General features: G+C 73.4%; 16 protein-coding genes and 1 pseudogene. 7 read left to right on the plus strand and 10 right to left on the minus strand.

The window, feature by feature from the left end:
* The first annotated feature begins 112 nt into the window (after positions 1 to 112).
* A complete protein-coding gene (gene ppgK / locus FHR36_RS02355) occupies positions 113 to 856 on the plus strand; it encodes a polyphosphate--glucose phosphotransferase (protein ID WP_253793327.1) in 744 nt (247 codons plus the stop codon).
* A 26-nt stretch (positions 857 to 882) separates the two neighbouring features.
* On the opposite strand, the gene FHR36_RS02360 is transcribed toward ppgK, so the two are convergent.
* Positions 883 to 1,455 carry a DUF6542 domain-containing protein gene (locus tag FHR36_RS02360; protein WP_253793329.1) on the minus strand — a complete coding sequence of 191 codons (573 nt, stop codon included), beginning with the start codon at positions 1,453 to 1,455 and terminating at the stop codon, positions 883 to 885.
* Between the two features lie 110 nt (positions 1,456 to 1,565).
* Here FHR36_RS02360 and FHR36_RS02365 point away from each other — a divergent pair, with 110 nt between their 5' ends.
* A complete protein-coding gene (locus tag FHR36_RS02365) occupies positions 1,566 to 1,946 on the plus strand; it encodes a VOC family protein (RefSeq protein WP_253793331.1) in 381 nt (126 codons plus the stop codon).
* A 76-nt stretch (positions 1,947 to 2,022) separates the two neighbouring features.
* Entirely contained in the window at positions 2,023 to 3,096 is a 1,074-nt protein-coding gene (gene ychF, locus FHR36_RS02370) for a redox-regulated ATPase YchF (protein ID WP_253793333.1), read from the plus strand.
* Positions 3,097 to 3,176: 80 nt separating this feature from the next.
* On the opposite strand, the gene FHR36_RS02375 is transcribed toward ychF, so the two are convergent.
* From FHR36_RS02375 to FHR36_RS02390, 4 genes are read right to left on the minus strand one after another with little or no spacing between them, the layout of a single operon-like run.
* The gene (locus FHR36_RS02375) at positions 3,177 to 3,440 is read right to left on the minus strand and encodes a type II toxin-antitoxin system RelE family toxin (protein WP_253793334.1); all 264 of its coding nucleotides are present in this window, start codon (positions 3,438 to 3,440) and stop codon (positions 3,177 to 3,179) included.
* On the minus strand, positions 3,433 to 3,702 hold the full coding sequence (locus FHR36_RS02380; protein WP_253793336.1) for a type II toxin-antitoxin system Phd/YefM family antitoxin: 270 nt from the start codon (positions 3,700 to 3,702) through the stop codon (positions 3,433 to 3,435). Before FHR36_RS02380 ends, FHR36_RS02375 begins: the two co-directional genes overlap by 8 nt.
* Before the next feature lie 50 nt (positions 3,703 to 3,752).
* The gene (gene lanL, locus FHR36_RS02385) at positions 3,753 to 6,320 is read right to left on the minus strand and encodes a class IV lanthionine synthetase LanL (RefSeq protein ID WP_253793337.1); all 2,568 of its coding nucleotides are present in this window, start codon (positions 6,318 to 6,320) and stop codon (positions 3,753 to 3,755) included.
* Between the two features lie 2 nt (positions 6,321 to 6,322).
* On the minus strand, positions 6,323 to 6,502 hold the full coding sequence (locus FHR36_RS02390) for an SflA family class IV lanthipeptide (RefSeq protein WP_253793338.1): 180 nt from the start codon (positions 6,500 to 6,502) through the stop codon (positions 6,323 to 6,325).
* A gap of 290 nt (positions 6,503 to 6,792) precedes the next feature.
* On the opposite strand from FHR36_RS02390, the gene FHR36_RS02395 reads away from it, so the two are divergent.
* The 3 genes from FHR36_RS02395 to FHR36_RS02405 all read left to right on the plus strand — a co-directional run bounded on the left by FHR36_RS02395 (position 6,793) and on the right by FHR36_RS02405 (position 11,538).
* A complete protein-coding gene (locus FHR36_RS02395) occupies positions 6,793 to 7,905 on the plus strand; it encodes a transposase domain-containing protein (RefSeq protein WP_253793339.1) in 1,113 nt (370 codons plus the stop codon).
* A gap of 178 nt (positions 7,906 to 8,083) precedes the next feature.
* Entirely contained in the window at positions 8,084 to 10,135 is a 2,052-nt protein-coding gene (locus FHR36_RS02400) for a phosphocholine-specific phospholipase C (RefSeq protein WP_253793340.1), read from the plus strand.
* Positions 10,136 to 10,281: 146 nt separating this feature from the next.
* Positions 10,282 to 11,538, plus strand: a complete 1,257-nt coding sequence (locus tag FHR36_RS02405) for a serine hydrolase domain-containing protein (RefSeq protein ID WP_253793341.1) — start codon at positions 10,282 to 10,284, stop codon at positions 11,536 to 11,538.
* 19 nt (positions 11,539 to 11,557) lie between these two features.
* Here the strand turns inward: FHR36_RS02405 and FHR36_RS02410 are convergent, their stop codons facing one another.
* Complete coding sequence (locus FHR36_RS02410; protein WP_253793342.1) at positions 11,558 to 12,928, minus strand: FAD-binding oxidoreductase; 1,371 nt, start codon at positions 12,926 to 12,928, stop codon at positions 11,558 to 11,560.
* Between the two features lie 210 nt (positions 12,929 to 13,138).
* Entirely contained in the window at positions 13,139 to 14,491 is a 1,353-nt protein-coding gene (locus FHR36_RS02415; protein WP_253793344.1) for an ALF repeat-containing protein, read from the minus strand.
* A 150-nt stretch (positions 14,492 to 14,641) separates the two neighbouring features.
* Here FHR36_RS02415 and FHR36_RS02420 point away from each other — a divergent pair, with 150 nt between their 5' ends.
* Positions 14,642 to 14,998, plus strand: coding sequence for a VOC family protein (locus FHR36_RS02420; protein ID WP_253793346.1), 357 nt, complete (start codon positions 14,642 to 14,644; stop codon positions 14,996 to 14,998).
* Between the two features lie 260 nt (positions 14,999 to 15,258).
* Here FHR36_RS02420 and FHR36_RS02425 read toward each other — a convergent pair whose 3' ends face one another.
* From FHR36_RS02425 to FHR36_RS02435, 3 genes and pseudogenes are all read right to left on the minus strand, one after another.
* Positions 15,259 to 15,918 carry an HAD-IA family hydrolase gene (locus FHR36_RS02425; RefSeq protein ID WP_253793347.1) on the minus strand — a complete coding sequence of 220 codons (660 nt, stop codon included), beginning with the start codon at positions 15,916 to 15,918 and terminating at the stop codon, positions 15,259 to 15,261.
* A 64-nt stretch (positions 15,919 to 15,982) separates the two neighbouring features.
* Positions 15,983 to 17,112 (minus strand): annotated as a pseudogene (locus FHR36_RS02430) (dihydrofolate reductase family protein).
* A 100-nt stretch (positions 17,113 to 17,212) separates the two neighbouring features.
* A complete protein-coding gene (locus FHR36_RS02435) occupies positions 17,213 to 17,797 on the minus strand; it encodes a pyridoxamine 5'-phosphate oxidase family protein (protein WP_253793349.1) in 585 nt (194 codons plus the stop codon).
* Between the last annotated feature and the right edge of the window lie 37 nt (positions 17,798 to 17,834).

A 17,834-nucleotide genomic window follows, 5' to 3' on the forward strand; every position in this document is an offset into this window, starting at 1 on the left:
CTCACGGGGGCCCGGGCGTCGTGCTTCCCCCGGACGGGTATCAGGCTGCGGGGGCGGAGCCGCGCCCGTAGGTTTGTGCACAGGCCTGTGGATGACGGAGGGCGACGGACAGATGACGACGGTATTCGGCGTGGACATCGGCGGCTCGGGCATCAAGGGCGCCCCGGTCGACCTGGCGGCCGGAGCCCTCAGCCAGGAGCGGCACAAGGTGCTCACCCCCCGGCCCTCCGCACCCGAGGCCGTGGTGCAGGCGGTCTGCGAGGTGGTCCGCCACTTCGACCACCGCGGACCGGTCGGCCTCACCTTCCCCGGCGTGGTGGTCGACGGCCACACCCGGACCGCCGCCAACGTGGACAAGGGCTGGGTCGGCCGCGACGCCGCCGACCTGTTCAGTACGGCGCTCGGACTGCCCGCCACCGTCCTCAACGACGCCGACGCCGCCGGCGTCGCCGAGGTCACCCACGGCGCCGGACGCGACCGGGGCGGCGTCGTCCTGGTGCTCACCTTCGGCACCGGCATCGGCAGCGCCCTCTTCGTCGACGGCGCGCTCGTCCCCAACACCGAACTCGGCCACCTCGAACTGCGCGGCAAGGACGCCGAACGGCGCGCCTCCTCCGCCGCCAAGGAACGGCACGACCTCAGCTGGGCCGACTGGGCCGTCCGGGTGGACGAGTACCTCGACCTGGTGGAGATGCTGTTCTCCCCGCAGCTGGTGATCATCGGCGGCGGGGTCAGCCGCAAGAGCGAGAAGTTCCTGCCGCTGCTCCGGGCCCGCGAGGCCGAGGTCGTCCCGGCGCAGCTGCGCAACGACGCCGGCATCGTCGGTGCGGCGATGGCCGCGGCGAAGGACCTCTGACCTGCTCCTGCTCTACGCCGACGGGCTCAGCGGGTACGGCGGAAGCGGCGCTGGGCGACGAAGCGGGCCGCCACGATCGCCGCGGCCAGCCCCGTCCCGGTGAACAGCCAGCCCGCCCGCAGCGCCAGCCCGGACGCCAGCGCGACGACCTGCCCGGTCACCCCGTGCGCCGCCACCGGCTGCACCAGCACCAGCGCCGCCGCGAACGCGATCGGCCCGCTGATCGGCGCCGCCGGCAGGTCGCAGGACCGCACCCGCACCGCCAGCTGGAAGCACACCACCAGGTAGCCCAGGCCGAACAGCACCCCGAGCCCGTCGAACAGCAGCCGGTCCACACCCGCCACCACCAGCATCCCGGCGACCGCCGCCACCCCCGCGCCGATCGCGGTCAGCCGGGCCGGTCGCCCGGTCCGCGGGCGGGAACGGCCGACCGGCAGCCGCAGGCGCAGCCGGGGCCGCGGTACGGCGCGGATGCCGGAGGCCGTCCGCAACCGCGAGTCGGGGGGCGACGACGGCCCCGGAACGGCGGCGTCGGCGGCGCCGCGGCCCGGCGGTCGCCTTCTCGGCCCTGGCGGCTGGGTACGGATGCTCTGCTCCACCGGTCCAACGTACGGTCCGATCATCGCCACCCTGTGTAATGGAGGCGGATCGGTTCCTCCGTGTCCGCCCTTCGGAGTACGGTCGGCGTGTCGACGTGAAGGGGGAGATCATGACCGCGTTCGCATTCGAACGACTGCACCACGTCCAGCTCGACGTCCCGGCCGGTTCCGAGGACCGGTGCCGCGCCTTCTGGGGCGGCGTCCTCGGGATGACCGAACTGGAGAAGCCGCCCGTCCTCGCCGCCCGCGGCGGCTGCTGGTTCCGCGGCGGCGGGTACGAGGTCCACCTCGGCGTCGTCGCCGAGCAGTCCCCGTCGCCCAAGGCCCACCCGGGCATCCTGGTCACCGGCCTGGACGCGGTCGCCGACCGGCTGGCGGCCGCCGGCGCCCCGGTCAGCTGGGACGACAACTTCCCCGGCTACCGCCGCTTCCACTCCGCCGACCCCTTCGGCAACCGCCTGGAGTTCCTGGAGGCCGACCGGCCCGCCTGACCCGGCCCCGTAGACTGGGGGATCGGCCCGGCCCCCGGCGCCGCCCCACTCCTCCAAGCCCACGGGACATCGCTTCATGTCGCTCACGATCGGAATCGTCGGCCTGCCGAACGTCGGCAAGTCGACCCTGTTCAACGCCCTGACCAAGAACGACGTGCTGGCGGCCAACTACCCGTTCGCCACCATCGAGCCCAACGTGGGTGTCGTCGGCGTCCCCGACGAGCGGCTGACCAAGCTGGCCGAGATCTTCAACTCCCAGCGCGTCCTGCCCGCCACCGTCGACTTCGTCGACATCGCCGGCATCGTCCGCGGCGCGAGCGAGGGCGAGGGCCTGGGCAACAAGTTCCTCGCCAACATCCGCGAGTCGGACGCCATCTGCCAGGTCGTGCGCGCCTTCACCGACCCCGACGTGGTCCACGTGGACGGCAAGGTCTCGCCCAAGGACGACATCGAGACCATCCACACCGAGCTGATCCTCGCCGACCTCCAGTCGGTCGAGAAGGCCCTGCCGCGCCTGGAGAAGGAGGCCCGGCTCAAGAAGGACACCGCCCCCGTGCTGGCCGCCGCCAAGGAGGCCCAGGCGATCCTGGAGACCGGCAAGACCCTCTTCGAGGCCGGCTTCGACACCGCCCCGATCCGCGAGCTCCACCTGCTCACGGCCAAGCCCTTCCTCTACGTCTTCAACGTGGACGAGGACGAGCTCGCCGACGAGGACTTCAAGAACGCCCAGCGCGAGCTGGTCGCCCCCGCCGAGGCGATCTTCCTCAACGCCAAGATCGAGTCCGAGCTGATCGAGCTCGACGACGCCGAGGCCCTCGAACTCCTCCAGTCCATGGGCCAGGACGAGCCCGGCCTCGCCACCCTCGCCCGGGTCGGCTTCAACACCCTCGGCCTGCAGACCTACCTCACCGCCGGCCCCAAGGAAGCCCGCGCCTGGACCATCAAGAAGGGCGCCACCGCCCCCGAGGCGGCCGGTGTGATCCACACCGACTTCCAGAAGGGCTTCATCAAGGCCGAGATCGTCTCCTTCGCCGACCTCGTCGACACCGGCTCCATCGCCGAGGCCCGCGCCAAGGGCAAGGCCCGCATCGAGGGCAAGGAGTACGTCATGCAGGACGGCGACGTCGTGGAGTTCCGCTTCAACGTCTGACCGAACTGCCGAGAGGCCGCCTGACCTGCGACAAAGCGGGCCGGGCGGCCTCTCTGCTGCCTCGGAGCAGTCGCGAGAGCTCAGGCGTCGTAGACCGTGGAGCGGTGTCCGACGTGGACCACCCAGACGACCAGCTCGCCGTTGTCCACGGTGTAGACGATGCGGTAGTCGCCCACCCGCAGGCGGCGTCTGTCCGGCTGGGAGACAAGTGCGGTGGTGTTGAATCCGAACGGATCGCTCTCCAGCTCGCTCAGCTTGGCAAGGATGCGCAGGGCCATGTTCCTGGGAATCTTGCGCAGTTCGGCCTGAGCCTCGGGTCGGAAGACGGTGCGGTACTCACTCACTGCGCGCCAGCGTCTCCCTCATGACGTCCTCGAGCGGGACGCCGGCCGCGGGGTTGGCCATGCGCTCGTCGATGATCCGGTTGATCTCGCGCTCTTCCCATTCCTGGTACTTGCGCAGGACCTCGATCGACACCACTGCGGCCACCTCTCTGCCGCGGCGCGTGATGACGGTGGGCACGTCGTCGCGATCGGCCCGCTCCACCACCTCGGCCAAGTGGGCGCGGACGTCGCGGATGGACTCTATGGGCATCGGCTGCGTCATGAGCCCAAGCGTACCGAGTGTTCCATGTGTACACAATCGCGGGGAAGCGGTCAGGGGAGGTGGGCGGGGCGGGGGGTGGTGGGGTGGTGGAGGCGGCGGAGGAAGGTGAGGACGCCGGAGGTGCCGGTGGCCCAAGGGGTGCTGGGGCGGGTGAGGCCGGTGTCGGGGAAGGTGGGGCGGGTGGGGGTGCCGCCGCTGCGGGCGAGGATGATCAGGGCGGTGGTCCGGGCGCCGGTGAGGAGTTCGTCGGAGTCGGTGGCCCGGGCGGCGTCGAGGAGGAAGTCGCCGACGCCGGCGAGGCCGCAGCACTGAGTGACCAGGGGCATCCGCGGCGCGAGGCCGAGGCAGGTCTGCGCGGCCTGCCGGGCGAGGTCGAGGTGGGCGGGTTCGCCGAGGCGGTCGGCCGCGCGGAGGTGGACGGAGCCGATGCCGGCCAGGCCGCGGCACCAGGAGCCGTAGCGGCGGGTCGCGTCGGGCTGCTTCGCCGCCGCGATGATGCGGGGGGTGGCGGCGGCGAGCCGGTCGCATGCCTCCCGCGCCGCGTCGGCCGCGGCCGGGTCGCCGCTGCTGTGGGCGTACTCGAGCAGGAAGGACGCGATGCCCGCGTGGCCGTGGGCGAGGCCGTCGTGGAGGGCGGCGCTGCCCCTGGTGTCGGGTCCGGCGGGTGTCAGGCGGGCGCGGCCGGTGGTGAGCAGGCGGTGGCAGTCGGCGGCGACGGCGAGGTGGCGGTCGGCGGCGACGGCGAGGTGGCGGTCGGCGGTGGGGTGGTCGCCGGTGGTGCGGGCGTGGTGGGCCAGGAGCAGGTGGCCGGTGCCGATGCCGGCGATGCCTTCGATCAGGTCGGCTTCGGGTGGTCCGCCGTCCGGGCCGCGGTCGGGCAGGTCAGGCCGGTCGTGCCGGTGGGCGGGGGTGGGTGTTCCCGCTTCGGCGAGGAAGAGGTCGACGCCGGTGCGGCCGGACCACAGGCCGGGGGAGAGGGGCCCGGTCCGGCGGGCGGTCCAGTCGGCAAGGGCGTCGACGGTTTCGCGGACCCGGGGCCGGTCGGTGTGGTGGAGCAGTTCGAGGCCGAGGCCGGAGCTGCCGCCGTAGAGGTCGACGGGGGTGGGGATGGCCGCGCGGGCGGAGAGTTCGGGGTCGGCGATCCGCCGGGCTTCGTCGGCGCAGTACGCGACGGTGTGCTCGATGATCTCCGCGAGCCGGTCGTCGTCGAGTCGCTCCGGCGCCCGCGGCCGGGGCGGGGCGGGGGCGGGCTGCCCGGTGCGGAGCCGTTCGGCGGTGGCGGTGCGGACGGCGGGGTCGGGGTTCAGCAGTCCGGCGATGGTGGCGCGGAGTTGCCGGTGGCGGTCGCCGGGAAGGGCGTGGGTGAGGCTGTCGAGGGTGCGGCCGCGGTTGACGGCGGGGTCGGCGTCGACGATCACGGGGTCGAGGCCGGTGGCGGCGAAGTGCAGGGTGGCGCCGAGGGAGTAGTAGTCGTCGGCGAACCCGCCGGTGGCGTACCGGGGTGGTGCGCTGTAGCCGGGGGTGGCGCCGCCGGGGCCGGTGCCGTCGAGGGTGCTGATGCCGAAGTCGATCACGTGGCAGCGGCCGGCCGCGTCGAGCACGACGTTGTCGGGCTTGAGGTCGCGGACGACGACGCCGCGCTCGTGGATGCGGTCGAGGACGTGCAGCAGCCGGGCGGCGAGTGCGGCGGGCGTGCGCCCGGGCTGCTCGGAGCGGTCGCGGTGGGGGCCGTGGTCCTGCACATCGCGGCGCAGGTTGCGGTCGCCGCAGTCGGTCAGGACGAGGTACTCGTCGGCGTGGTGCCGGAAGTAGTCGAGGGCGCGCGGTACCCCGTCGACGGAGGCGAGCGCGGCGAGGACGGCGCGTTCGTTGCGCAGGCGGTCGCGGGTGTCGGTGCCGGATTCGTCCTCGGCGACGTAGGCGCGGGCCTGCTTGACGACGACCGGGTGGCCGGTGGTCCGGTCGACGGCGCGGTAGAGGTTGCCCTGCGGTTTGCGGGCGATGCCGCGGGTGACGCGGTAGCGTCCGCCGCCGAAGCCGGTCCCGGACGGTGGCGGCGTCGGCGCGGGCGCGACCTGCTCCGACCGGTCGGTGAAGGGGTCCTCGGCCCAGGGCGGGCAGCGGTAGGTGTTGCCGGCGAGCCCGTCGAAGAGTTGTCCGTCGGGGCCGGTCATCACGGACTCCAACCGCCCGCTGCGGCCGGTCCGGTAGTCGCCGGTGAAGGGGCCGTAGCGGTAGTAGACCGGGGCTCCGGGGTCGACCCGGCGGTCGCTGACGACCTGGGGGCCCTCACGGCCGCGCAGGACGGTGACGAGTTCCGCGGCGAGGGCGGCGACGGTGCCGGCGGCGGGGTAGACGGTGATCGCCTTCCCGACGACGCCCGCGCTCGCCGTCCCGGAGTTGATCTGCCGCAGGGTCTCCGCGTCGCGGGCGTACTTGGCGTGGCAGACGTGGCGCCGCAGGACCGGCAGGACGAGGTCGAGGACGGCGTCCAGTTCACCGGGTCGGGTCGAGACGTGCAGTTTCCAGCCGTGCTCCATCGCCGGCATCCGCGGATCGCTCAGGTACGACCAGGTGTCGTCGGACCGGCCGCCGATGCCGGCGATGGACTGGTCCACCGTCAGGAGTTGCGATCGCAGGCGAAGCGGGTGGTGGCGGTCACCCACGGGTCGGCGAGGCACGCGGTGACCTCGCGGTCGGCGCGGTCGTCGTCCTCGAACGCGAGGGTCTCGTCGTCGATCGCCAGCGGACCGGCATCGCGGAAGTCGGTCGGCGAGAGCTCCATCAGGGCTGCGGGCATGTGACGCCTCCAGGTCTCGTGGTGCGTTCGGCGGGACGCGGGTCGCGGCCGCCACCGGGCCGTCGGCCTGTTGGGCCGCGGTCCGATCCATGACGGTAGGTACGAACGATCGAGCTGACAAGACGTCAGATATCGCTAACTTAACGACTGTTCCTGAACGGATCGTTCGCAGCTTTTGCACGTTTCCTCCCTCTGGCCTTCGCTTCGCCTCCGCCGGAGGCTTCCATTCCGGACACCGCCGTGGTTGCATGGGCGCGCCGGGCGAGTGACGTGTTGGGGGGCCGACGATCGTGGCGCGAACCGGGCCGGTCCCGGCGGTGCCGGGCGAGCGGCCTGCGGATCTGCTCGGCGTCCGCGCCCTGACCTGGGCGCTGCCGCGGGCGGTGGTGGACGGGGCCGTCGCGGCCGCCGGACGGACCGAGCGCCGCACCCGGGCGCTGCCGGCCCGGACGGTCGTGTACTTCACCCTGGCGATGTGGCTCTACCCGACCTGCGGGTACGGCGAGGTGATGCGGCTGCTGCTGGCAGGGCTGGCCCGCAAGCACCGCTGGGTGGAGCCGGCGCCGGTGCCGTCCACGGCGGCGATCACCAAGGCCCGGCAGCGGCTCGGTCCGCGCCCGCTGCGGCTGCTGTTCGAGGAGGTGGCCGGGCCGGCCGCGAGAGCCGGGACGACGGGCGCCTTCCACCGGCGGTGGCGCCTGATGTCCCTGGACGGGGTGCTGCTGGCGGTCCAGGACTCGTCCGACAACCGGGCGGCGTACGGCACCGGCGAGGGCCGGTACGGGCTGCCGTGCGTCCGGGTCCTGGCGCTGGCCGAGAACGCCACCCACGCGGTCTGCGCCGCCGAACTCGGCGTTCCCGGGAGGCCGCACGGCGGACCGGACGCGGGGGCCTCGGGACCGGTGCTCGCGGCGCTGCGGCCCGGGCAGCTGGTGGTGGCGGACCGGCCGGCGCTGTCCCCCGGCCTGTGGACCGCCGCCCGCGGGCGCGGTGCGGAGCTGCTGTGGCGCGCGGGGGCAGAGCTGGAGCTGCCCGTGCTGGAGGTCCTCGACGACGGCTCGTACCTCTCCGAGCTGGCGGCGCTCGACCGCACCCTCCCGGTACGGGTGGTCGCGTGCGGGCCGGCGGGGGCGTCCGCCGTCCCGTCGGCACGCCTGGTCTGCTCGATCCTCGATCCGGCGGAGGCCGCCGCCACGGACCTGGTCCGGCTGTACCGCGAACGCTGGCGGCTGGACGCGCTGTTCGACGAACTGGGGGCCCGGAAGGGGAGCGGCCGCCCGGTGCTGCGGTCGCGGTCGCCGGCCATGGTCGAGCAGGAGGTGTGGGCGATGTTCCTGGCCCACCACGCGATCCGCGCGCTGGTCGTGGACGCCGCGGAGGACGGGGCGGCCCCCGCGTACTGAGCGCTGCCCGCGACCCGCTGCCCGCTCACCCGACTCCCGGGCGCGGCCGCCCCCGGGGCGGCGCGTTCGCGGAGGCTTCGCCGCGGCGCCTCGTGGCGGCAGCGGGGTGTTCGTACGGGCCTGGCGACATGGGTCGCGGCAGCCCGCCGTGGCCCGGACGACCAGGAGAGACGCCCCCATGAGCGCCATCGACCGCCGACGATTCATCCAACTGGCAGGCGGCACAGCCGCGTTGTCCCTGCTGTCGACCAGCATCGCGCGGGCCGCCGAGATCCGGGCGGACCGCCGCACCGGCACCCTGAAGGACATCGACCACGTCGTGGTGCTGATGCAGGAGAACCGGTCGTTCGACCACTACTTCGGCACCCTGCGCGGCGTCCGCGGCTTCGGTGACCCGCGTCCGGTGACCCTGCCGAGCGGCAAGCCGGTCTGGCACCAGTCGGACGGGGAGAAGGAGGTACTGCCCTTCCGCCCGGCCGCGGACGACCTGGGCATGCGCTTCCTGGAGGACCTGAACCACGACTGGAACGGCGGCCACCAGGCCTTCAACGGGGGCCGCTACGACCGGTGGGTGCCCGCCAAGACCGCCACCACCATGGCGTACCTGACCCGCGAGGACATCCCGTTCCACTACGCGCTGGCCGACGCCTTCACCGTCTGCGACGCGTACCACTGCTCGCTGATCGGCCCGACCGATCCCAACCGCTACTACCTGTGGAGCGGGTTCACCGGCAACGACGGCAAGGGCGGCGGCCCGGTGGTCACCAACGCCGAACTGGGCTACGACTGGACCACGTACCCCGAGCGGCTGGAGAAGGCGGGCGTCTCCTGGAAGGTCTACCAGGACATCGGCGACGGCCTGGACGCCGCCGGCTCCTGGGGCTGGATCGGCGACGCCTACCGGGGCAACTACGGCGACAACTCGCTGCTGTACTTCAACCGCTACCGCAACGCCAAGCCCGGCGAGCCGCTGTACGACAAGGCCCGCACCGGCACCGACGCCAAGGCCGGCCAGGGCTACTTCGACCTCCTCAAGGCCGACGTCGTGGCCGGGAAGCTGCCGCAGGTCTCCTGGATCGTCGCCCCCGAGGCGTTCACCGAGCACCCCAACTGGCCGGTCAACTACGGCGCCTGGTACATCGCGCAGGTGCTGGACGCGCTGACCGCCGACCCCGCCGTGTGGGCCCGCACCGCGCTGTTCATCACCTACGACGAGAACGACGGCTTCTTCGACCACGTCGTCCCGCCCTTCCCGCCGGCCACCCGCGACCAGGGCCGCTCCACCGCCGACGCGAGCACCGAGATCTTCCGGCCCGCCGCCGGCGACCCGCACGTGGCAGGACCGTACGGCCTCGGCCAGCGGGTGCCGATGCTGGTGGTCTCGCCGTGGAGCCGCGGCGGCTACGTCTGCTCGCAGACCTTCGACCACACCTCGGTGATCCAGTTCCTGGAGCGCCGCTTCGGCGTGCACGAGCCGAACATCTCGCCCTGGCGCCGGGCGGTCTGCGGCGACCTGACCGCCGCCTTCGACTTCGGACACGCCGACCCGGCCGTCCCGGACCTGCCGGACACCGCCGGCTACCTCCCGCCCGACCGCGAGCGGCACCCCGACTACGTGCCCGTCCCGCCGGCCCGGCCCGAACTGCCCGCGCAGGAGCACGGCCTGCGCCCCGCCCGGCCGCTGCCGTACGACCTGTCGGTGGACGGCCGCACCGGCGCCGGCAAGGTGGCCCTCGAATTCGCCAGCCACGGCGAGGTCGGCGCGCACTTCCTGGTCACCTCGGCGACCCGCACCGACGGCCCCTGGACGTACACCGTCGGCGCCGGCCGCGAACTGCTCGACCGGTGGACCGAGGCCGGCCCGTACGACCTCACCGTGCACGGTCCGAACGGCTTCCTCCGGCGTTACAAGGGCGCGGCGGCGACGGCCGGACCCGAGGTGGCCGCCCGGCACGACGGGCACAACGGCCAGGTCCGGATGATCCTCACCAACGACGGTGCCGAGCCCGTCCAGCTCAGCGTGGTCGACGCGTACGGCCGGGAGCGGCCCGCCGTCTACCGGCTGCGGCCCGGCCAGCGGGCCCTGCACACCGTGCCCGCCGACCGGAACCACGGCTGGTACGACGTCTCGGTGCTGACCGACCGGGAGGACGGGTTCCTGCGCCGGCTGGCCGGCCATGTGGAGACCGGCCGCGAGTCGACCAGCGACCCGGCGACCGCCACGGTCTGACCCCGGCCGTCCCGGCCCTGACCCTGACGGGGGATCAGGGAAGCTTGGCAGGGTCGGTTCAGGGGTGGTCCCGGATGTCCGCGCCCGCGGTGCTCGACAAGACTCGTGGACGAACCGAGACCACCGCCGAGCCCGGAGGCCCGACCGTGAACACCCGTACCCGCCACGCCCGTTCGACTGCTCTCGCGGTTGCCGGAACGCTGCTGGCCGCGCTCGCCGTGGGGGCCGCCACCCCCGCGGTGGCGGCCGGCGCCGACCGCCCGGCCGCGAGCGCCACCGCGCTGCCGCCGATCGACCGCGACGCCGTCCGGCAGGCGATCGGCGACCTGCCCAACGCCTACGTGACCGGCGCCTTCGTCCGGGTGACCGGCAGCGCCGGACGCTACGAGACCTCCGCCGGGCTCGGCGACGCGGCGACCGGCAGCGCGCCCGACCCCGAGGGCCGGTTCCGGATCGGCTCCATCTCCAAGGTGTTCACCGCCGCGGTGGTGCTGCAGCTGGCCGGCGAGCACCGGATCGACCTCGACGGCACCGTCCAGCAGTACCTGCCGGGGGTACTCCCCGCCGACCTGCCGCCGGTCACCGTCGGCCAACTCCTCGACCACACCAGCGGGTTGCCGGGCGGCGGCAAGCTCAACGACAGCGACGGCAGCACCGCCTGGTTCGCCGCGCACCGCTTCGACAGCTGGACGCCCCAGCAGGTCGTCGCCTCGCTCGCCGGACAGCCGATGAGCTTCCCGCCCGGCACCGCCCAGCAGTACAACGGCATCAACTACTACCTGGCCGGCCTGCTGATCGAGAAGACCACCGGGCACAGCTACGCGGACGAGGTGCAGCGCCGCCTCATCCGCCCGCTCCACCTGCGCGACACCGCCGTGCCCGACCGCGACGACCCGCGGCTCGCCCACCCCGCCTCGCACGGCTACCTCACCGTCCACGACCCCGACGGCACCACCCACCCGGTCGACGTCACCGAACAGAGCCCCTGGCCCTGGGCCGAGGGCGGCCTGATCTCCAGCGCCCCCGACCTCGACCGCTTCCTCGGCGCACTGCTCCAGGGCCGGCTGCTGCCCGCCGCCGAGCAGCAGCGCCTGTTCGACGTCCCGGACGTGCCCAACCAGCAGAACTCGCACTGCACCACCGGCCCCACCGCCGGACGGGCCTGCATGTCGATGGGCCTGGAGCGGGTCGACATCAACGGCGTGACCCTGTGGGGCAAGACCGGCAGCCGGCCCGGCTACGTCAGCGGGGTGTTCGCCACCCGCGACCTGGGCCGCCGGATCGTCTACTCGCTCAACCCGACCGGCTTCGACGGCGCCGAGAGCCGCTACATCCTCCGGCTCGCCCAAGCCGTCTTCCCCGCCGCCCCGGCGGCCGGTACCGGGCGGGGCAGCGGGTCCTGACGTCCGGGCTGCGGGTCGCTCAGGGCGCGATGTTGTGGTTCACGTGGAAGAGGTTGCCCGGGTCGTACGCCCGCTTGGCCTCGACCAGCCGCCCGTAGTTGCCCGCGTAGTTGTCGGCGACCCGGTGCTGGTCGTCGACGCCCATGAAGTTGACGTACCCGCCGGCCGTGGAGTGCGGGGCCAGGGCCGCGTAGTAGTCCCGCACCCACGCCGTGCCGGCCTCGTTGCCCGCCGGATCCGGCCAGGCGCCGACGATCACCGTCGCGAAGGTGGAGTCCCGGTACGCGAAGGCGGTGGCGTCCGGTGCGACCCGCTGGACGGCGCCGTCCAACGGGTACACGTGGCAGGTCGAGTGGACCGTCGGCACCTTGGGCCCGTGCTCCAGGTGGGCGGTGATGGCGTCGTCGGTCAACTCGGTCGAGAACAGGCCCTTCCAGTACTGGAACAGCCCCGGCGGCAGCAGCGCGTCGAACGCGCTCACCAGCGCCGGGTACGGCATCACCCCGACCGCCTCGGCGACCACCGGCGCCGCGTCCCGGAACGGCCGCACCGCCTCCGGGCCCTCCTCCGGCGGACCGGTCCAGCACGCCACCAGGATCCCCATCGTGTCGCCGTGCCGGTCGGCCGGGATGAACGGCAACGGCGGCGCGATCTGGAAGCCCGGGAAGACGGCCAGCTCCTCCGGCGCACTGCGGATCCCGTCCCGGTAGGTGCGCATCACGGCACCGATGTCGTCCAGCTCGTACAGGATCGGCCCCGCGTACACGTCCTTGACCGGGCTCAGCCGGAACTCGAACGAGGTCACCACGCCGAAGTTCCCGCTGCCGCCGCGCAGCGCCCAGAAGAGGTCGGGCTCGTGCGACTCGTCCACCACCAGCAGGCGGCCGTCGGCCGTCACCACGTCCGCCGAGACCAGGTTGTCGCAGGTCAGGCCCAACTTTCGGGACAGGTAGCCGAAGCCGCCGCCCAGCGTCAGACCCGCCACCCCGGTGGTGGAGATGATCCCGCCGGTCACCGCCAGCCCGAACGGATACGTCGCCGCGTTCAGGTCCGCCAGCGTTGCACCGCCGTCCACCCGGGCGGTCCGCGCGACCGGGTCCACCCGCACCCCGCGCATCGGCGACAGGTCCGCGACCACGCCGTCGTCGCAGGTGCCGTAGCCCGGCGCGCTGTGCGCACCGCCGCGCACCGCCAGGTCCAGCCCGTTCGCCCGGGCGTACCCGACCACCGCCAGTACGTCGCCCGCGTTCGCACACCGCACCACCACGGACGGCTTGCGGTCGATCATCGCGTTGTACACCTTGCGGGCCTCGTCGTAGCCGGGCTCCCCGGCGGCCACCACGGCCCCGTGCACCTGGCCGGCCAGCTCCTCGACCGTCTGCCTGCTCATCACACCACTCCCGACTCCCGCGTCCGGACACCCTGACGGCGGCCGACGGGAACGGGGGCAGGCGAGGCCGACGCTTCCGTGGGCCTCTCTCGACGCTACGCCCGCCCCCGCGCACCGCCCACCGGGCGCGGTCCCGCCGGGAGCGGGCCCCATGGCAAAGGGCCGGGGCCGGGGGAGTCCCGGCACCGGCCCTTGCGGGGTGGTGCTTCGTTACGCCTGCGTGCGGCGGCGGCCCGCGATCAGCGCGCCCGCGCCCAGGACGACGGCCGCGCCGCCGGCCGCGGCGAGGCCGCCGAGTGGGGCGTCGGTGCCGGTCGACGCCAGCCGGTCGGCGCCGGTGTCGGCGGTGGTCGCGACGGTGGTGGTGCCGGTGCCGGAGGTGCTCCCGTTGGCGGTGGTCTCGGACGCCGGGGTGACCGTGGTGCCGGAGGTGCCCTGCGCGCCGGTGCCGGCCCGGTCTGCCGCGGCCCGGTCCGCCGCGGCCTGGTCCTTCGCCCGGGCCTCGGCCAGTCCGGTGGTCAGGAACACCCGGAGCGACAGGGGAGTGTCGATGTCCAGCGCGGCGCCGGCCGCCTTCCGAACCTCGGGGCCACCGGTCGACATCGCCTGTGACACCCGCAGCAGGTCGTCCGAGAACCGCAGCTGCGGCAGCTTGTCGAGGAACGCGTCGACGTCCGCATCGGTGCCGTTCATCGCCTTGACGGCGGCGTCGTGCAGGATCCGGCCGATGCCCGGCTCACCGAGCACCCGCGCCACCTCGATCCGGTGGTCGTCGGCGATGATCTTCGGCAGCTCGACGGCGACGAAGCGCGCGATCTCCTCGTCCGAGGCGTTGAACGCCTTCTGGGCCGCCTCGCGCAGGTACGCGCTGCTCCCCGGGGCCGACATCGCCTGAAGCAGCCGGATCCGGTTGTCGTCCGCGATGATCTTCGGCAGCTCGGCGGTCAGGAAGTGCTCGATCTCCGCGTCCGTACCGTTGAGCGCCTTCCGGGCGGCCTCGTGCAGGAAGCTGCTGTGCGACGGGTCGGCGATCAGCTGGGCCAGCCGGACGCGGTTGTCCTCGGCACGCAGGCGCGGCAGCTCGACGGTGAGGAAACGCTCGACGTCAGCGGCGGTGCCGTCCAGCGCCTTGTTGGCCGCCTCGCGCACGGCCCGTCCGGTCGTCGGGTCGGCCAGCACCTTCAGCACCCGTACCTGGTTGTCCTCGGCGCGAGCCTTGAACTGTCCGACCGCCAGGAACTGCTTGCGGTCCTCCGCGGTACCGGCCAGCGCCTTGTCCGCCGCCTCGCGGACACCACGGCCGCTCTTCGGGTCGGCCAGGATCGCCTCGATCGCGGCACGGTTGGCCGCGTCCTGCTTCGCCGCCTCGTCAGCGGCCGGGTCGGCGGCGGGCTTCGTCTCAGGCTTGGTGTCGGGCTTGGTGTCCTGCTCGGCCGCAGCGGCGTCCGGCTGGGACTGCCCGGTGGGCAGGTCCGCGGCCATGGCCGGGGCGGCGCCGAAGGCGACCGGTGCGGTCACCGCGGCGACGAAAACGGCAGCGGCCAGCGAACGACGAATGTTCACAAATCCCCCCGAAAAGATGTCCAGACATGGCACGGTCGGCGCGGAACCTCACACGCGACGGGCAAGTGTGATCGTATATCAACTGAACCGAACGCCGGCGAACCGTCTTTCCCTCGACTTTGCCGGAACGAGGCATCAGGAGTCACAGCCATGCCGCCGATTGCCACCCTGCACGCCGTCGTCCTCGACTGCGCGGACCCCGACCAGCTGGCCGCCTTCTACCGGACCGTCACCGGTTGGGACGTCAGCTACCGCAGCGAGACGTTCGTCTTCATCGGCGAGGGCGCCACCCGGATCGGCTTCCAGCGGATCGGCGGCTACCGCCGCCCCGACTGGCCGGGCGGCAACCCCCGAGCCCACCTCGACTTCACCGTTCCCGACCTCGACACCGGCATCGCCGACCTCCTCGCCGCCGGCGCCACCCTCCCCGCCGACCAGCCGGGCAACGCCGCCTGGACCGTCCTCCTCGACCCCGCGGGCCATCCCCTCTGCCTCACCACCACCTGACCCCCCGCCACCGCTTCTCCTTCTCAGGGGCACGGCAAGCCACCTACTGCCCGCACCCGTCGGTCCTTCCCGAGCCACCGCTTCTCTTCAGGGGCGCGGGGAACTGCGCGACAAACCACCCGCTGCCCGCAGTCGCCGTTCGTCCCGAGCCCCAATCCCGGGGTCGGCGCACCAACGCCAGGCACCCATTCCCGTGGTCGGCCTCGCAGTTCCCCGAGCCCCTGGTGGTGTGTCGGCCTCGCAGTTCCCCGAGCCCCTGGCTAGCAGTGCGCCAGCGAAACCGTCAGCACCCCCTCCGCCCCCGCGGTGACCGTGACGCCGGTGAGGTCGGGCACGTGGTGGGTCGGGCCGTGGGCGGCGGCGCGGGGGCCGATGCCGAGCACTCGCATGCCGGCGGCCAGCCCTGCGGCGATCCCCGCCTGGGAGTCCTCCAGGACGAGGCAGTCGGCGGGGTCGATCCCGAGTTCGGCGGCGGCCTTGAGGAAGCCCTCGGGGTCGGGCTTGCCGGCGCCGACGCTCTCGGCGGTGACGAGCAGCGGGGGGAGGGGCAGCCCGGCGGCGTCCATGCGGACGCGGGCGAGGGCGTGGTCGGCGGAGGTGACCAGGGCGTGGGGGAGTCCGTCGAGCTGTCGCAGGAAGGCGGCCGCGCCGCCGACGGGCACGACGCCGTCGGTGTCGGCGGTTTCCTCGGTGAGCATGTCGCGGTTCTCGGCGAGGTTCTGTTCCATGGGCCGGTCCGGGAGCAGCAGCGCCATGCTGAGGTGGCCCTGGCGTCCGTGGACGATGTGCATGACGGCGTCGCCGTCGAGTCCGTGCCGGTCGGCCCAGCGGCGCCAGCAGCGTTCGACCACGGCGTCGGAGTTGACCAGGGTGCCGTCCATGTCGAGGAGCAGCGCGCGGACGGTCAGCGTGGTGGGCATGCGGGTGCTCCTTGGGCGACGACAGCAGCGTTTGTTCCCCAAGGATACAAAACTCAAAAAACTGCTACGGGGCGAGCAGATGGGCGTTGACTGCCCGTGCGGCCTCCGCCAGCTCGGGCAGTTCGACGACCTCGATGCCGGCGGCCTCCAGCAGGGCGGTGCCCTGGCAGGCGGCGACGAAGAGGTCGGGCTCGCGCCAGGCGACCACCACGCGCGGGATGCCGGCGGCGATGATCAGCCGGGCGCAGGGGACCGGGCGGGAGGCCCGCTCGCCGCAGGGTTCGAGCGAGCTGTAGACGGTGGCGGTGCGCAGTCGCGGGTCGTCGGCGGGGAGCTTGGCGAGGGCGGCTTCCTCGGCGTGGTTTTGGGGGTCGAGCTCCCGGCTGTAGCCCTCGCTGAGGACCTCGCCGTCGGCGCCGACGATCACCGCGCCGACCGAGAAGGCGGTCTCGGAGGGCGGGCAGAGCCGGGAGAGTTCCACCGCGCGGGTGAGGAAACCCAGGTCATCGGTCACGGGGTGGACTCCTTCGGGGCGTAACGGAGCAGGACGACGTCCCCCACCGTACGTGCCTCCAGCAGGCGCATCCGCCGCCGCGGACCGCCGGGGTAGGCGGCGGGGCCGAGGAAGCGGGGTGCGTCGGGCTGGCCGACGAGCAGCGGGGCGACGGCGAGCTGCAGTTCGTCGGCGAGGCCCTGGGCGAGGAACTGGGTGTGGACGCTGCCGCCGCCCTCGACCATCAGCCGGGTGACGCCGCGGGCGCCGAGGTCGTCGAGTACCGCGCCGAGGACGACCTCGTGGCCGACCGCGACCACGTCGGCGAGGCCGGACAGGTCGGCGCGGAGCGCGGGGGCGGCGGCGTCGGTGGTGTAGGCGACCTTGTCACCGCCGGTGTGCCAGAAGGCGAGGTCGGCGGGGAGGGCGCCGCGGGCGCTGAGGGTCACCTTGAGCGGGTACGCGGGCTTGCCGGCGGCGGTGCGGGCGGCCCGCCGGTCCGCGGAGTTGACCAGCAGTCGGGGGTTGTCGCGGCGCAGGGTGTTGCCGCCGACCAGGATGGCGTCGCAGCCGGCGCGCAGCTCGTCGACGCGGTCGAAGTCCTCGGCGTTGGAGAGCAGGAGCCGTTCGGGGGAGGCGTCGTCCAGGTGGCCGTCGAGCGAGACGGCGGCGCTGAGCAGGACGTACGGGCGGGTGGGCACGGGCTGGGCTCCTTCGTCGGCGACTCGCCGTCCACGGTACGGCCCGCGGAGCGGGGGTCCGCCCCGCGGGCCGCCCCTGCGCGCCCCTGCGCAGAAGGGCCTACGCCGGGCGGGGCGGCAGTGGCAGCGGGAGCGCGGGCAGGCCGTCGATGCTGGTGCCCACGTACTCCTTGCCCTCGCAGTAGGTGCCGAACTCCTCGTCGGTCTTGCGGTCGAAGTACTGCACGTGCAGGTCCCGGTCGGCGCGGTAGTCCATCAGCGGTACGGCGAACCCGCAGGAGTCGCTGACCCGTTCGGCGTGGACCAGCACGATCGCGCGCAGCGCCGACCCGTCCGCGGCCGGGTCGAAGTGGCCGAGCAGCTCGGCGAAGCGCGGGTCGTCGCGGAAGACGGGCTCGCCCCGGCCGTGCACCCGCACCACGGTGGGTGGACCGTCGAAGGCGCACCACATCAGGGTGATCCGGCCGTTCTCCCGCAGGTGGGCGATGGTCTCGGCGGTGGAGCCGCCGAAGTCCAGGTAGGCGACGGTCAGTTCGTCGAGCACCGCGAGGGTCCCGGAGCGGCCCTTGGGGGAGACGTTGACGTGCCCGTCCGCGTCGAGCGGCGCGGTGGCGACGAAGTAGACGGGCTGGTTCTCGATGAAGGTCCGCAGGCGGCCGTCGATCCGCTCATATCTCTTTCCCATACGGCGATCGTACGCCGTCTCGCCAGGCAAGACCATA

This window comes from Kitasatospora cinereorecta, from assembly GCF_024172095.1.
GTDB classification, from domain to species: Bacteria; Actinomycetota; Actinomycetes; order Streptomycetales; family Streptomycetaceae; genus Kitasatospora; species Kitasatospora cinereorecta.